Origin of the sequence: Actinomycetospora sp., assembly GCF_036497245.1 — a bacterium.
Taxonomy (GTDB): domain Bacteria; phylum Actinomycetota; class Actinomycetes; order Mycobacteriales; family Pseudonocardiaceae; genus Actinomycetospora.
Genome location: NZ_DASXJS010000159.1, coordinates 1 through 14887 on the forward strand (window position 1 = coordinate 1; position 14887 = coordinate 14887).

16 protein-coding genes are annotated in these 14887 nt (G+C 73.7%); 8 read left to right on the top strand and 8 right to left on the bottom strand.

Going from position 1 to position 14887, the window contains the following annotated elements:
- The 6 genes from VGI02_RS17135 to VGI02_RS17160 form a co-directional block, all read left to right on the top strand.
- A partial coding sequence (locus VGI02_RS17135) for a protein kinase family protein (protein WP_331628986.1) occupies positions 1–1361 on the top strand: 1361 nt, incomplete at its 5' end.
- A 60-nt stretch (positions 1362–1421) separates the two neighbouring features.
- Complete coding sequence (gene sigM, locus VGI02_RS17140; RefSeq protein WP_331628988.1) at positions 1422–2039, top strand: RNA polymerase sigma factor SigM; 618 nt, start codon at positions 1422–1424, stop codon at positions 2037–2039.
- The gene (locus VGI02_RS17145; protein ID WP_331628990.1) at positions 2036–2857 is read left to right on the top strand and encodes an RsmA family anti-sigma factor; all 822 of its coding nucleotides are present in this window, start codon (positions 2036–2038) and stop codon (positions 2855–2857) included. Before sigM ends, VGI02_RS17145 begins: the two co-directional genes overlap by 4 nt.
- A 58-nt stretch (positions 2858–2915) precedes the next feature.
- Positions 2916–3926 carry a thioredoxin-disulfide reductase gene (gene trxB, locus VGI02_RS17150; RefSeq protein WP_331628992.1) on the top strand — a complete coding sequence of 337 codons (1011 nt, stop codon included), beginning with the start codon at positions 2916–2918 and terminating at the stop codon, positions 3924–3926.
- 84 nt (positions 3927–4010) lie between these two features.
- On the top strand, positions 4011–4337 hold the full coding sequence (trxA, locus tag VGI02_RS17155; RefSeq protein WP_331628994.1) for a thioredoxin: 327 nt from the start codon (positions 4011–4013) through the stop codon (positions 4335–4337).
- Positions 4338–4608: 271 nt separating this feature from the next.
- Positions 4609–5769 (top strand): N-acetylmuramoyl-L-alanine amidase, encoded by a 1161-nt coding sequence (locus VGI02_RS17160; protein ID WP_331628996.1) that lies wholly within the window; start codon positions 4609–4611, stop codon positions 5767–5769.
- Between the two features lie 61 nt (positions 5770–5830).
- Here VGI02_RS17160 and VGI02_RS17165 read toward each other — a convergent pair whose 3' ends face one another.
- On the bottom strand, positions 5831–6505 hold the full coding sequence (locus tag VGI02_RS17165) for a GNAT family N-acetyltransferase (protein WP_331628998.1): 675 nt from the start codon (positions 6503–6505) through the stop codon (positions 5831–5833).
- Between the two features lie 210 nt (positions 6506–6715).
- Between VGI02_RS17165 and VGI02_RS17170 the strand changes: the two genes are divergently transcribed.
- The gene (locus tag VGI02_RS17170) at positions 6716–8098 is read left to right on the top strand and encodes an aminotransferase-like domain-containing protein (RefSeq protein WP_331629000.1); all 1383 of its coding nucleotides are present in this window, start codon (positions 6716–6718) and stop codon (positions 8096–8098) included.
- A gap of 26 nt (positions 8099–8124) precedes the next feature.
- Positions 8125–9096 (top strand): D-alanine--D-alanine ligase family protein, encoded by a 972-nt coding sequence (locus tag VGI02_RS17175; protein WP_331629002.1) that lies wholly within the window; start codon positions 8125–8127, stop codon positions 9094–9096.
- Positions 9097–9152: 56 nt separating this feature from the next.
- Here VGI02_RS17175 and VGI02_RS17180 read toward each other — a convergent pair whose 3' ends face one another.
- The 7 genes from VGI02_RS17180 to rnpA all read right to left on the bottom strand — a co-directional run.
- Entirely contained in the window at positions 9153–10229 is a 1077-nt protein-coding gene (locus VGI02_RS17180) for a ParB/RepB/Spo0J family partition protein (protein WP_331629004.1), read from the bottom strand.
- Positions 10226–11134: a ParA family protein gene (locus tag VGI02_RS17185; RefSeq protein ID WP_331629014.1), complete on the bottom strand. Its 909-nt coding sequence runs from the start codon at positions 11132–11134 to the stop codon at positions 10226–10228. The genes VGI02_RS17180 and VGI02_RS17185 overlap by 4 nt, the downstream gene beginning before the upstream one ends.
- Positions 11135–11286: 152 nt before the next feature.
- Positions 11287–12036 (bottom strand): 16S rRNA (guanine(527)-N(7))-methyltransferase RsmG, encoded by a 750-nt coding sequence (gene rsmG / locus VGI02_RS17190; RefSeq protein ID WP_414638302.1) that lies wholly within the window; start codon positions 12034–12036, stop codon positions 11287–11289.
- A gap of 68 nt (positions 12037–12104) precedes the next feature.
- A complete protein-coding gene (locus VGI02_RS17195) occupies positions 12105–12641 on the bottom strand; it encodes a Jag family protein (RefSeq protein ID WP_331629006.1) in 537 nt (178 codons plus the stop codon).
- A gap of 167 nt (positions 12642–12808) precedes the next feature.
- Positions 12809–13957: a membrane protein insertase YidC gene (gene yidC, locus VGI02_RS17200; RefSeq protein ID WP_331629008.1), complete on the bottom strand. Its 1149-nt coding sequence runs from the start codon at positions 13955–13957 to the stop codon at positions 12809–12811.
- A complete protein-coding gene (gene yidD / locus VGI02_RS17205; protein WP_331629010.1) occupies positions 13951–14352 on the bottom strand; it encodes a membrane protein insertion efficiency factor YidD in 402 nt (133 codons plus the stop codon). The genes yidC and yidD overlap by 7 nt, the downstream gene beginning before the upstream one ends.
- Positions 14353–14516: 164 nt before the next feature.
- Positions 14517–14887 (bottom strand): ribonuclease P protein component (rnpA, locus tag VGI02_RS17210; protein ID WP_331629012.1); only part of this gene is annotated, 371 nt, incomplete at its 5' end.

Here is a 14887-nt window from a genome sequence, read left to right on the forward strand (position 1 = left end):
CGCTCTCCCGCGCGACCCGCTCCGCGCACTTCTCCCACCGCCACGCGGCCCGCGTGCTCGACGTCATCCAGCCCGGCTCCACCCGACTGCCCTCCGCGGTGCTCGGGGCCGCCGTCGCGGAGTGGACCCCCGGCCGCGACCTCGCCGAGCTCGTCGCCGGCGGGCCACTGAGCCCGAGCGCCGCGCTGCGGGTCGTCGAGCCGCTCGCGCAGGCGGTCGCCGACGCCCACCGCGCCGGCCTGGTCCTCGGGATCGACCACCCGCAGCGCGTCCGGGTCACCGCCCGCGCCAACGCCCGGCTCGCGTTCCCGATGCCGCGCGGCGAGGCGGCGGTGGACGACGACGTCCGGGGGCTCGGCTGCGCCCTGTACCTGCTGCTGACCGCCCGCTGGCCCTCCGCCGACGGGGCGACGCCCGCCGGGCTCAAGGCCGCGCCGCGGACGGCGTCCGGCGCACCGGTCGGGGTGCGTGACCTGCGCCCCGGGCTCCCCGTCGGGCTCGCCGCGCTCGTCGACCGCACCCTCGACGCCACCGGCGGCATCCGGACCGCGGCCGCGGTGCACGGCCTGATCCGCCAGCTCCGGGAGGGTGCCGAGGACGACGGCGTCCTGCTGCCGCTGACCGAGGACGGCGTCCAGCTCGGGAACAGCGACAGCACCGTCTGGCATCCGGACGACGACGACGCGCCCGAGGAGCAGGACGCCGCGACCCGCCGCAAGCTGCGCATCGGCGTGACGCTGCTCGTGATCGCCGTCCTGGCCATCGTCGGGTTCGTGGCCTTCCAGGCCGTCTCGCTCGTCGGGGGCGGGCCTTCGTCCGGGCCACCGCTCGTCATCCCCACCTCCGCCGCCCCGGTCCCCGCGCCGACGACGCCGGGCCAGGCGGCCGCCCCCGCCGTGCCGCCCGCTCCCGCGCCCACCGGGCCGGTCCAGCTGGCGAGCATCGCGGTGTACGACCCGTCGGGGGATCCGGACGATCCGGGCAAGGTCGGCCGCGCCGCGGACAACGACCCCGGCTCCACCTGGTCGACCTCGCAGTACGACGAGCAGTTCCCCACGCTCAAGCCCGGTATCGGGCTGATGACGACGTTCCGGGCCCCGTCCCGGGTCTCCCAGGTGATCGTGCGCTCGCCGAGCCCCGGCACGAAGATCGAGATCCGCTCGGCCGCCGCCCCGAACGTCCCGCTGGCCCAGACCCAGCTGCTCGGCACCGGCACGGTGTCCGGCGACACCACGACGATCCCGCTGCAGACCGCGCCCGCACCGACGGGCAACCTCCTCGTCTGGATCACCGGCCTCGCCCGGTCGGACGATCAGTACCGCAGCCAGATCGCCGAGGTCACGGTGGTCGGCGGGAGCTGACCGGGCCGGGTTCGTCCGAACCGCACCCCGGCCGGGCGGGCCGCGTCTAGCGTCCGCGGGGTGGCCGACCCACGCTCCGACCAGGAGCTCATGGCCGCCCACGTGGCGGGCGATCCCCGCGCGTTCGACGAGCTCGTCCGTAGGCACAGCGAGCGGTTGTGGGCCTTCGCGGTCCGCACCCTCGGGGACTCCCACGAGGCCTCGGACGCCGTGCAGGAGGCGTTGCTGTCCGCCTTCCGCGCGGCGCCGCGCTGGCGCGGGGAGGCCTCGGTCTCCACGTGGCTGCACCGGATCGTGTTCAACGCCTGCCTCGACCGCGTACGCAGGCGCCGCACCCACCCCGCCGACCCGCTGGAGGAGGACACCGACCTGCCGCTGCCCCGTGACCCCATGGCTGACCGGATGACGGTCCTCGCCGTCGACGAGGCCCTCGGCCGGCTGCCCCTGGCCCAGCGCGCGGCGGTGGTCCTCGTCGACATGGAGGGACTCTCGATCGCGGAGACGGCCCAGGTGCTGGGCGTGCGGGAGGGCACGGTGAAGAGCAGGGCGGCCCGGGGCCGCTACCGACTCGCGGTGCTCCTCGGGCACCTGCGGCCCGGCGCCGGGAACGACGACGGCCCCGCGCACGTCGAAACCCCGGGAGGGGACGTGTCGAGCCGTGCGGGAGGTGAGCGATGACGCAGGGCACCGGGGACGGCCGGGACGACCCGATGGCGGATGAGCCGGTGGCCGGGGACGCGGCGGCCGAGGACGCGGCGCGGCGCCACGGAGACGGCGGGGCGCCGCGGACCGGCGAGGAGGAGCTGTTCGCGGCGCTCGAGCGCACCCGGGCCGATCTCGCCGCCGCGCCCGCTCCACCGTTGCCCGAGGGCTTCGCGTCCCGGATGCAGGCGGCGCTGGCTGCCGAGCGGGCCGCGGGCGGAGCTCCGGAGGCCGGCGGGGCGGGGTCGGGGCCGCCCGTCGCCGCACCCGGCAGACCTGCCTCACCCGGCCGCCGGCCCGCGCGGATCCGGACCCGGCCGCCGGGGCCGCAGGGCCGGCCAGGCCCGGGAACGCGCAGGCGCCGGGTCCTCGCCTGCGCCCTCGCCGCGGTCGCCCTCGCCGCGGTCGTGGTCGCGGGCGCGGCCGTCGGGAGCCGGTCGTCGGCGGGCCCGGCACCGACGGCGGCGCCGCCCGTGACCACGGGTCCGGTCGGAGCCCCGATGCCGGTCCCGGTGTCCGGCGCCGACCCGGTACGGGCCCTGCGCACCGGTCTCGGCGCGCGCGATCCCGGACCCCTGACCGACCCGGCGCGGCGCGCCGGCTGCCTGGTCGCGCACGGTCTGCCTGCGGACACGGTGCCCCTGGGCAGCAGGCAGGTGCTGGTCGACGGGACACCGGGCACGCTCCTGGTGCTGCCCACCGGGCGGGCGGCGCGGTTCCGGCTGCTCGCCGTCGGTCCGGCGTGCGCCCCCGGGAGCCCCTCGACCCTCGTAGACCTCACGGTGGGCGGGTGAGTGCCGATCAGGAGGACCGGTGGGGAATCCTGGACCCGTGGCGGACGTTGCAGCGGGCGTGAGTGACCAGACGATCCACGACGTGATCATCGTGGGTTCCGGACCGGCGGGCTACACCGCGGCGACCTACTCGGCGCGGGCACAGCTCGACGTCGTGGTCTTCGAGGGAAGCCAGTTCGGCGGTGCCCTCATGACGACGACCGAGGTCGAGAACTACCCGGGCTTCGCGGAGGGCATCCAGGGCCCGGAGCTGATGGACCAGATGCGTCGGCAGGCCGAACGCTTCGGTGCTGAGCTACGCCCCGAGGACGTCGATGCCCTCGACCTCGCGGGCGAGGTGAAGACGGTCACCGTGGACGGCGAGACCCACCGCGCACGGACCGTGATCCTGGCCATGGGTGCCGCACCGCGCTACGTCGGGGTGCCCGGCGAGGAGAAACTCCTCGGGCACGGCGTGAGCGCCTGTGCGACCTGTGACGGGTTCTTCTTCCGCGACCACGACATCGTCGTGGTCGGCGGCGGCGACTCGGCGATGGAGGAGGCGACGTTCCTCACGCGGTTCGCCCGATCGGTCACGATCGTGCACCGCCGCGAGGAGTTCCGTGCCTCCGGGATCATGCTGGCCCGCGCGCGGGCCGACGAGAAGATCTCCTTCCGGACGAACGCCGTGGTCACCGAGGTGCTCGGGGACACCGCCGTGAGCGGTGTGCGGCTGCGTGACGTCGTCACGGGCGAGGAGGACACCCTGGAGGTCTCCGGGATGTTCGTCGCCATCGGGCACGACCCGCGTTCCACGCTGGTGATCGGCCAGGTCGACACCGACGACGAGGGCTACGTGCTGGTCGACACGCCGAGCACGCACACGAATCTTCCGGGTGTCTTCGCCTGCGGCGACCTGACCGACAAGACCTACCAGCAGGCGGTCACGGCGGCGGGCAGCGGCTGCACGGCCTCGATCGACTCCGAGCGCTGGCTCGCCGAGAGTGCCGCCACGCCGACCCCGCAGACCTCGCCGAAGCCGACCGTGGACTCCGAGGTCACCCCGGAGCTCGACCCGGTCGGCTCCTGACCGGTTCCGCACCGGCGCCACCCGACTCCGACCACCCCGGGTCGAGCACCCCGCTCGACCGATGATCTTCAGGAGGATCCCCCGATGGGCAGCCCCGTCACCGTCACCGACTCCACCTTCTCCGACGAGGTGCTGAACAGCGACAAGCCCGTCCTGGTCGACTTCTGGGCGACCTGGTGCGGACCGTGCAAGATGGTCGCCCCGGTCCTCGAGGAGATCGCCCAGGAGCACGGTGACAAGATCACCGTCGCCAAGCTGGACATCGACCAGAACCAGGCGACCGCCCGCGACTACCAGGTCATGTCGATCCCGACGATGATCGTGTTCCAGGGCGGCAAGCCGGTGAAGCAGATCGTGGGCGCGAAGCCGAAGGCCGCGCTGCTCAACGACCTCTCCGACGTCCTGAACTGATCCGTTCCCGACACCCGCACGCCGGGTCCGGACCCCGGTCCGGGCCCGGCGTCCGTGTGTCCGGAACCGGGTCGGGCGACCACGGCCCGCGCACCGGCGAGCTCGAACCGTGACCCCGCCGCACGGGCCCGATGCCGGGTGCGAGCGGGTCGGCAAGGCACAATGAGACCCCGGTGAACCGAGGCGACGTTCTGTCCGGCCACGCCCACGCGGGCGTCCGGGCACAGGTCGGGTCACCGTCAGGAGTCCGTGAAGGGACGGGAGCGACGGAATGCAGCTGCTGAGCCGCGGCGACACCGGTCCGGCCGTCGCCGAGGTCCGCGCTGCACTCCAGGCGCTGGGCCTGGTCGAACCGCCCGCTCCGGGTGGTTCCGCTCCGGAGCCCGGACGATTCGACGGTGCCCTCGAGGACGCCGTCCGGGCGTTCCAGCAGAACCGCGGGCTGATCACCGACGGCATCGTCGGCCCGTCCACCTACCGGGCCCTGCGCGACGCACGCTGGTCGCTCGGCGACCGCATGCTCTGCCTGCAGGCCTCGAACATCATGACCGGCGACGACGTGTTCGCCCTCCAGGAGCGCCTCCTCGAGCTCGGGTACGACTCGGGGCGCGCGGACGGCGTGTTCGGCCGTCAGACCGAGCAGGCGCTGCGCAGCTTCCAGCGCGACTACGGGATGGCTCCCGACGGCATCTGTGGGCCCCGCACCCTGCGTCACCTGGGGTACCTGGGCCGCAAGGTCACCGGCGGACGGCCCGGCCTGCTGCGCGAGCAGGAGCGCCTGCACCGCGCCGGGCCCCGGCTCTCCGGGAAGCGCATCGTGATCGATCCGGGTCACGGCGGGCCGAACCCCGGGGTCGCCGTGAACGGGGTCACCGAGGCCGGCCTGATGTCGGACATCGCCCGGCGGCTCGAGGGCCGCATGTCCGCCGCGGGCATGGAGGCGCTGCTCTCCCACGGGCCGCACGACTGCCCCTCGGACGCCGAACGCGCCGGGTTCGCGAACTCGGCGGGCGCGGACGTCGTGCTCTCCCTGCACGTCGACGCGAACCCCAGCACCGCGGCCAACGGGCTCTCCGCCTTCCACTTCGGCACCGGCACCGGCGCGACGTCCACCGTCGGTGAGGCGCTCGCGGGATACATCCATCGCGAACTGCTGGCGCGCACCCGGATGCTCGACTGCGGGGTGCACCCGCGGCCCTGGGAGCTGCTGCGGCTGACCCGGATGCCCGCGGTCCGCGTCGAGATCGGCTACCTCACGAACGAGCGCGACCGTGCGGCGCTGCTCGACCCGGCGTTCCGCGACATCGTCGCCGAGGGCATCCTCGTCGCCGTCAAGCGCCTCTACCTGCTCGGCCAGAACGACAAGCCGACCGGCACCTTCACGTTCTCCGACATCCTCCAGCGCGAGGAAGGCAGCCCGATAGGTGCCTGACGGCTCGTGAGCACTTTCGGTGGCCATAGCCACCGAAAGTGCTCACATGCGCGAAGCGCACCTATCGCGGAGCCGGCGCCCCGACCGGAGCGGCCGGGGCCGTCGTGACGTGGACCGACCCCAGGAGCTGGGCGATCGCCGCCTCGACGTCCTCCTTCCAGGAGAACCCGGTGCGCATCTCGAGGCGCAGTCGCGGCCAGCGGTGGTGCGGCGCGACCGTCTTGAACCCGACGGCGCGCAGGAACGCGGCAGGCAGCACACAGCTCGGCGTGTCCCCGGCGGTGCGGCCGTGTGGTTCACCACGCGGACGGTCCGCGGTGTCCCCGAACGCCTCCAGCGCCTTCACGCCGCGGCGGGAGAGGTCACGCACGACGTCCTGGACGAGCATCCGCCCGACGCCGCTGCCGCTGAAGTCGGGCACGACGTGCAGGCCGCAGAGCAGCACGGCGTCGGCACCGACCGGGGCCGTCGGGAACGCCGCGGCGCGGGGCACGGCGGCCGGGGGCGCGTAGAAGGCGTAGCCGGCCGGGACCCCTTCGACGTGGGCGATCCGACCGCAGGAGCCCCACTCGAGCAGGACCCCGGAGACCCAGGACTCCTTCTCCAGCTCCAACGTGCCGAACTCCTCGGCCTGGGCGCCCAGATGCGGCGGGAGCTCCCAGTAGACGCAACGACGGCACCCCGTGGGCATCTCGTCGATGTTGTCCAGGGTGACCCCGACACACTCTCGCGACACCGACACTCCCGTCCGATCGCGGGGCGCCACCGGTCGCGTCCCCGCCCACCCTGTCCTGCCGGAGAGCATGCGTACCTTCCCACGGCTCCGTCGACAATACGGGCGCCACCGATCGTGGGTCCGTCGGTGCCGAGGCTCGCGCGGCCGTGGAACCCGACCGCGTAGAGTCGGACGGCGATCCACTCCCGCCATGATCACGGAGAGTCGCCGATGTCCGCGATGCCGCCCGAACACCGCTCCACCGGGTCCCTCGGGACGGGCGCGGCGGCGGGCGCGGGTGCGGACGGCGACGCCGGCGACCCCCACCTGGGGCGGTACGCGGCCCGGACGGCGGGCATGACCGCCTCCGAGATTCGCGCGCTGTTCGCGGTGGCCAGCCGCCCCGAAGTGGTGTCGCTCGCCGGTGGCATGCCGAACCTCGCGGCGCTCCCGCTGGACTCCCTGTCGGTCGAGGTCGCAGGCCTCGTCGCCGCCGAGGGGCAGAGCGCCCTGCAGTACGGCTCCGCGCAGGGTGTGCCGGTGCTGCGGGAGCAGATCGGCGACGTGATGGCGTTCGAGGCGGGCAGCCTGGCCGCCACCGGCGGGTTCGCGCCGGACGACGTCGTGGTCACCGTCGGCTCGCAGTCGGCACTGGACATGCTGACCCGGCTGTTCGTCGACCCGGGTGACGTCGTGCTTGCCGAGTCGCCGTCCTACGTCGGTGCCCTGGGCTCGTTCGCCGCCTACCAGGCCGAGGTCCGCCACGTCGCCATGGACGACGACGGCCTGATCCCCGCGGCCCTCGACGAGGCGCTGCAGCGGCTGGCCCGGGACGGCAGGCGCGCCAAGTTCCTCTACACGGTGCCGAACTTCCACAACCCGGTCGGCGTCAGCCTCGCCGCGGACCGGCGCCCGGAGATCGTGGAGCTCTGCCGGCGCCACGGCGTCCTCATCGTCGAGGACAACCCGTACGGCCTGCTCGGCTTCGACGGCCAGACCTATCCGTCGCTGCGCTCGATGGACCCCGAGAACGTCGTCTACCTCGGCTCGTTCTCGAAGATCTTCGCTTCCGGGCTGCGGGTGGGCTGGGCGCTCGCCCCGCACGGGATCCGGGACAAGCTCGTCCTCACGGCCGAGTCCGCGACCCTGTGCCCGCCGGCGTTCACCCAGCTCGTCGTCTCGCGCTACCTCGCGACGCACGACTGGCGCAGCCTCGTGAAGTCGTTCCGGGAGATGTACCGGGAGCGGTGCGAGGCGATGCTGAGCGCTCTGGAGATCCACCTGCCCGACGGGTGCCGCTGGACGCGGCCCCAGGGCGGGTTCTTCGTGTGGGCCACGGTCCCGGAGGGCGTGGACACCCGCGCCATGCTGCCCCGGGCCGTCACGGCGCGGGTGGCGTACGCGTCCGGGACCGGCTTCCACGCCGACGGCTCCGGCAGTCGCCACATGCGCCTGTCGTTCTGCTATCCGCCGCCGGAGCGGATCACCGAGGGCGTGCGCCGTCTCGCGGGGGTCCTGGAGAGCGAGCTCGACCTGCTGCGCACCTTCGGGGTGGCCGGACCACGACCCGGGTCGTCCGGTGGTCCGCAGGCACCGGCCGTCGACACCGCCTGAGGAACCGGGCACTAGGGTTCCCGGCCGTGACCGACCCGGCCAGGACCGATCGCGCCGTCGCCGTACTCGCCGGAGGCCTGTCCCACGAGCGGGAGGTCTCGTTGCGCTCGGGACGGCGGATCGCCGCCGCACTGCGCGACGCGGGTGCCGCCGTGGACGAGTGGGACACCGACGCGGCACTGCTCGGCCGGCTCGGCTCGTCCCGCCCGGACGCGGTCGTCGTCGCGCTGCACGGCGGGGAGGGCGAGAACGGGGCGGTACAGAGCGTCCTGGAGCTGCTCGGCGTGCCGTACGTGGGCACCGGGGGGCGGGCGTGCCGCCGGGCGCACGACAAGCCCTCCGCCAAGGCCGAGTTCGTCCGTGCGGGCCTGGACACCCCGGAGTGGGTGGCGCTGCCCCAGACCACCTTCCGCGAGCTGGGGGCGGCGGGGGTCCTCGACGCGCTCGTCGCCCGCCTCGGGCTGCCGCTGATGCTCAAGCCGGATCAGGGTGGCTCGGCTCTCGGAGCCCAGGTCGTCCGCGACGCCGCGGAGCTCCCGTCGGCGATGGTCGGCGCCCTCGCCTACGGCGACACCGTCCTCGTGGAGCGGTTCGTCGACGGCGTCGAGGTCGCGGCGTCGGTCGTCGACACCGGGTACGGGCCGGTGGCGCTCCCGGCCGTCGAGGTCGAGCCCGGGAACGGCGTCTACGACTACACGGCGCGCTACACCGCCGGACTCACCCGCTTCCACTGCCCGGCCCGGCTCTCCGGCGAGGTCGCCGACCGGGTCGCCGAGACCGCGATCGCCACGCACCGCGCCCTCGGGCTACGCGATCTCTCCCGGACCGATGCCATCGTCGACGCCGAGGGTCGGGTGCAGGTCCTCGAGGTGAACGTCTCGCCGGGTCTGACCGAGAACTCACTGCTCCCGCGGGCGGTCGCCGCCGCCGGTCGGGATCTCGGTGAGGTCTTCACCGGCCTCGTCGATCTTGCGGTCGCGCGCGGCTCCCGCGACTGACGAGGCGTGGCGGCGATCTCAGGGCGCCCTGAGATCGCTGCTGAGAGCCTTGCGGATCACTCCTGGGGTGAGGGGCCCGAGGTGCCATCCGGACCCATCAGACGCGCGATGCGCTCCAGATCCTCCACCGATCCGAACTCCACGACGATCCGGCCCTTCCGCTGGCCCAGTTCGACCTTCACGCGGGTGTCGTAGGCGTCGGAGAGCCGCTCCGCGAGGTCCTGGAGGCCCGGGGCGTGCAGCGGCCGCCGCGCGGGGGAGCGGCGCTTCGCGGCCGACGGCTCCTTGTCGCCGCGGGCGAGGGTGACCGCCTCCTCGGCGGCGCGCACCGACATCCCCTCGGCGACGATGCGGGCGGCGAGCTCCTCCTGGGCCCCGGTCTCCTCGACCCCGAGCAGCGCGCGGGCGTGCCCGGCGGAGAGGACACCGGCGGCCACGCGACGCTGGACGGCCACCGGCAGCCGGAGCAGCCGGATGGTGTTCGTGATCGCGGGCCTGCTGCGGCCGATGCGTTCCGCCAGCTGCTCGTGCGTCACGTCGAACTCGGTCAGCAGCTGCTGGTAGGCGGCGGCCTCCTCCAGCGGGTTGAGCTGGACGCGGTGGATGTTCTCGAGCAGCGCGTCGCGCAGGAGGTCGTCGTCCGCGGTACGCCGGACGATGGCCGGGATGTGCGTGAGGCCCGCGCGCTGGCCGGCCCGCCAGCGCCGTTCGCCCATGACGAGCTCGTGGGTGACCTCGACGCCCGCCTCGCCGGGCTCCGGCTCGTCCAGCTCGCGCACGACGATCGGCTGGAGCAGCCCGAACTCGCGGACGGAGTGCTCCAGCTCCGCGAGGGCCTCCTCGTCGAAGACGGTGCGCGGCTGGCGCGGGTTCGCGCGGATGCCGTCGACGCGGACCTCGCGGTACACCGCGCCCGCCACGGACCCGCCGTCGGCACCGGGCCCCTCGGCGGCGCCGTTCGTGGCGACGTGCGCCGTCCCGTTCGCCGTGGACGCCGGAGCGGGGGAGCGCTGTCCGATGACGACGTCCGCCGCCCGGCTGCCCACCCCGGGCCGGGTCTCCGTCGACTCCGGCGGTCCGGTCGGGATCAGGGCGGCCAGGCCGCGGCCGAGGCCTCCTCGACGTTCGGTCATCCGTGGTCCCCCGTGGTGCTCGCAGCGGCCGATTCCGTGCGGCGTTCGGCGACAGCGGCGCGCATGGCGAACTCGCGGGCCGCGTCGAGGTAGCTCATCGCCCCGCGCGAGCCCGGGTCGTACGTCAGCACGGTCTGGCCGAACCCCGGTGCCTCACTGACCTTGACGCTGCGCGGGATGACGGTGCGCAGCACGACGTCGCCGAAGTGGGTGCGGACCTCGTGCGTGACCTGGTCGGCGAGCTTCGTGCGCCCGTCGTACATGGTCAGCAGGATCGTCGACACGTGCAGCGACGGGTTGAGGTGGGACTGCACGAGCCCGATGTTGCTCAGTAGCTGGGAGAGCCCCTCCAGCGCGTAGTACTCGCACTGGATCGGGATGAGCACCTCGGGGGCCGCCACCATCGCGTTCAACGTGAGCAGGCCGAGCGACGGAGGACAGTCGACGAGCACGTAGTCGACGTCGAGCCGGTCGAGCGCCTCCGTCGAGAGCGCCTGCCGCAGCCGGGACTCGCGGTTCATCATCGACACCAGCTCGATCTCCGCACCCGCCAGGTCGATCGTGGCGGGGACGCAGAGCAGGTCCTGCGAGCGATCGCACACCTGCGCGGCCTCGTCGAGCGTCATCTCGCCGATGAGCACCTCGTAGATCGAGGGGACCCCGCTGCGGTGGTCGACCCCGAGCGCCGTGCTCGCGTTGCCCTGCGGGTCGAGGTCGATGACGAGGACCCGGGCCCCGTGCAGGGCGAGCGCGGCGGCCAGGTTGACCGTGCTCGTCGTCTTGCCGACCCCGCCCTTCTGGTTGGCCACCGTGATGACGCGACGGTGGGCCGGGCGGGGCATCCGGTGGTCCTCGGGATGCAGCACCCGCGCGGCCCGCGCGGCCTCCTCGGCGATGGGCGTCATGCCGCCGCCGTCGCCGTAGATCACCTCACCCGCCCCGAGCACGCCGGCGCCCACCGTCGATGCGGCGTCGCTGACGGCGTCGCGCACCTTCTGCGCACTCGACCGGTCCGGGCCGCGCCGCGTTTCACGTGGAACGCCGCCATGTCCTTCGGTCACGAGGATCGATCCTTCCTGCCACGACCGCGGCGTCCCGCACCGGGACCCGAGCCGGCAGCGGTTCGTCGCTCCGTTCGATGTACCACCACGATGTACGTCGTGGCGTCTCCCGCGCCGCAGGTCACGACCTCGACCTCGCCGGCCCCGGCGGCGCGGAGATCGACCGCATCGCGCCGCACCTCGTCGTGCGCGCTCGCGCCCTTCAATGCCGCGAGTCTCCCACCCGCCCGTACGAGCGGCATCGTCCACGTCGCAAGACGCCCGATCGGCGCCACGGCTCGTGCCGTGACCACGTCGAACTCCCCGCACGCACGTCGAGTCTCGCGCTCCTCCGCCCGCCCGCGCCGGACGGTGATCTCGAGGCCGAGGGCCGCCGTGACCTCCTCGAGCCAGGCCACGCGCCGGGCCATCGGCTCCAGCAAGGTCACGGTGAGATCGGGGCGGGCGAGCGCCAGCGCGATCCCGGGCAGGCCCGCGCCCGAGCCGACGTCGAGCACGGACGAGCCCGGAGGCACGACCCGGCCCACGTAGGCGGAGTTGACCAGGTGCCGGTCCCAGATCCGCGGCAGCTCCCGCGGCCCGATCACGCCCTGCTCCCGACCCGGCCCGGCGAGCAGCTCCGCGTACTGCCGGGCGCGGGGGAGGGCGTCGCCGAAGAGCTCCACCGCCTCCGCGGTGGCCTCGGTGGGCCCGGAGTCGTCGGAACCGTCCCCGGCGGGCGCACGGTCACGTCCGTCGAGGGTCACGCCTGCCGTCCCCGAGGGCGCGTTCCACGTGAAACGCGCGCTCCGGGCATCACCGCGACGCCCATGACTCAGCTGCCGGGGAGGACGACCACGCGACGGCGGGGCTCCTCGCCCTCGCTCTCGCTGTGGACGCCGTCGACGCTCGCGACCGCGTCGTGCACGATCTTGCGCTCGAACGGCGTCATCGGCCGGAGCTTCTGGCTCTCGCCGCTCTCCTTGACCTCCTCGGCCGCGCGCTTCCCCAGCTCGGTCAGCTCCGAGCGCCGGTTCGAGCGCCAGCCGGCGATGTCGAGCATGAGGCGGTTCCGCGTGCCCGTCGACTGCTGGACCGCCAGCCGGGTCAGCTCCTGGAGCGCCTCCAGGACGTCACCGCGCTGTCCGACGAGCTTCTCCAGGTCCTTGCCCCCGTCGATGCTGACGATGGCGCGGCCGGCCTCCACGTCGAGGTCGATGTCCCCGTCGAAGTCGAGGATGTCGAGGAGGCGCTCGAGGTAGTCCCCGGCGATGTCCCCCTCGCGCACCAGGACCTCCTGGCCCGAGCGCTCGGCGCCCTCCTCCGGCGCGGCGTCCTCCGCGCGGCCGTCCGACTCCAGGGTCTCCGACACGGCATGTCTCCTCTCGCCGGGGCCGCGGACGGCCCTCCGGTTCCCCCGTCACCGATCCTCGCCGGTCGAGGCACGGTGCGCGGGGCTAGGGAATGGGGGGTGGTGGGGTCAGGGGTGCGAGCGCTCCGGCCGGCCACGCGCCCGCCCGGGCGCGGAGCCGACCGGAGTCAGCGTCGCTTCTTGGACTTCTTGCCGCCGCCGGGGCGCCCGGACGACGCGAGCTGCTGTCCGGACCGGGCCCCGTTCTTGCCGGAGCCGTTCCCGCCCGAGCCGTTCTTCCCGGCGGGCGGGGACACCTTGCCGGGGGCCGCGCGGCCGCTGCTCTTGCCTGCGGCTGGTCGGGCACCGGGCTTCGGGGTGGTGCCGACCGAACCGTTGCCCGAGCCCGACGGGGCGTCCACCGGCGCGTCGGCCGGGGCGTCCTCGGGCTCGTCCGCCTCGTCGGCGACCGCATCGGCACGCTTGGGCTTCTGCCCGGGCTTCGGGGCGAGCATGTCCCGCTGCTCGGCCGCCTGGGCGCGCCGCTCCACCTCTTCGCGGGCGATCTTCCCGTACACGTACCACTGCTGCGTCAGCGTCCAGGAGTTGTTGGCCAGCCAGTACAGCAGGATCGCGATGGGGAAGAAGGCACCGAACACGAGCACGCCGATGGGGAACAGCCACATCGTCAGCTTCTGCATGATCGCGGCCTGCGGGTTCGCCGCCGAGGCCGCCGTCTGGTGCTGCACCGAGATGCGGGCCGTGAAGTGGGTCGCGACGCTGGCGATGATCATCAGCGGCAGCGCCACCGGGACCACGGAGGGGGTGAAGCTCGAGAAGTTCAGGGAGAAGTGGCCGAGCTCCTGGGCGCCGCCGAAGATCGCCTGGGAGAGCTTCACGCCGAGGATGGAGGCGTTGTTGAACGAGACGACGTCGGCGCGGTCGAAGACGTAGTTGTACGGGTAGTTCGGCTGGAAGCCCCGCAGCACGTGGAACAGACCGATGAACACCGGGAGCTGTACGAGGACGGGCAGACAGCCGCCCAGCGGGTTGACGCCGTGCTCCTTCTGGAGCTTCTGCATCTCCTCCGCGAGCTTCTGCTTGTCGTTCTTGTACTTCTCCTGCAGCTTCTTGATCTGCGGCTGGAACTCCTGCATCTTCCGCATCGAGCGGACCTGGCTGACGAACGGCTTGAACAGCAGCGCGCGCAGCGTGAAGACGAGGAAGATGACCGACAGGGCCCAGGCGAACCCGTTGTCGGCGCCCAGCGCGAAGCCGAACACCTTGTGCCAGAACCACAGGATGGCCGACACTGGGTAGTAGATGAAGTTCAGCACGACGCTTGCTCCTCGCTGATGGGGGCTCCGGCTCCCCGGGGGGCAGTGCGGTTCGACAGGTCGGCGGGCGGTGCGCCCGCCGCGGGTGGGTCGAGGACCGGTCCCGGGACGACGACGCCGTCCGGGTCACGGCTCCGACGCGGAGGCACGGGGTCCAGGCCTCCAGGGTGCCAGGGCGCGCACTTGAGCAGGCGCAGGGTGGCGAGACCGGTACCCCGGAGCACTCCGTGCACCCGGAGCGCCTCGACGGCGTAGGCGCTGCAGCTCGGATGGAAGCGGCAGTGGGGGAGGAACAGGGGAGAGATCCACCGCCGGTAGATCCCGAGGAGCGCGATCAGCAGGCGGGCGGCCGGGCCCGGGCGCGAGTCCGGCAGCACCGGTGTCCCGATCTCCACGTCGTCCACTCCCGTCGGTTTCCCGTGAAACCACGCCACGTCGTGACCGCGGAGCTCGCTCCGGGGTCCGGTGACCGGTTCCCTCGACCATCGTGCCCGCGACGGGCCGGGAGGGCGAACGCCACCGGCACGTGGACGGACGCTCGTCACACCCATCGCCGGTCCTACCCGGCCCCGCCGGCCGCCGACCCCGAGGGCTCCGCGGTGCGCGCCCGCGGAGACATGTCCAATCGCCGCAGCGCCGCGTCGAGGTCGGCACCGAGCTCGGCAGAGGTGGATCCGGCCGCAGGTGGGTGGGCCCGCACGACGAGCGCGGTGCCGTCCGGCAGGCCGGCCAGGCGTTCCCCGACCAGGTGCCGCAGCCTGCGGGTCACGCGGTGCCGCTCGACAGAACCCCCGACGGTGCGCCCGACGACGAACCCGGCGCGCGAGCCACCGTCGTCACCGGCGAGGGCGTGGACCGACAACCTGCGCCGACCGGCCTTCCGGCCGCGACGCAGGATCCGCCGGAAGTCGTCGGGCCTGCGGACCCGGT

Bases quoted from the DNA above. Each gene is read 5' to 3' on its own strand.
- VGI02_RS17170 (WP_331629000.1), top strand. From the start codon at position 6,716: ATGTCCGCGATGCCGCCCGAACACCGCTCCACCGGGTCCCTCGGGACG.
- VGI02_RS17185 (WP_331629014.1), bottom strand. From the start codon at position 11,134: ATGACGCCCATCGCCGAGGAGGCCGCGCGGGCCGCGCGGGTGCTGCAT.
- VGI02_RS17160 (WP_331628996.1), top strand. From the start codon at position 4,609: ATGCAGCTGCTGAGCCGCGGCGACACCGGTCCGGCCGTCGCCGAGGTC.
- trxA (WP_331628994.1), top strand. From the start codon at position 4,011: ATGGGCAGCCCCGTCACCGTCACCGACTCCACCTTCTCCGACGAGGTG.
- VGI02_RS17145 (WP_331628990.1), top strand. From the start codon at position 2,036: ATGACGCAGGGCACCGGGGACGGCCGGGACGACCCGATGGCGGATGAG.
- VGI02_RS17180 (WP_331629004.1), bottom strand. From the start codon at position 10,229: ATGACCGAACGTCGAGGAGGCCTCGGCCGCGGCCTGGCCGCCCTGATC.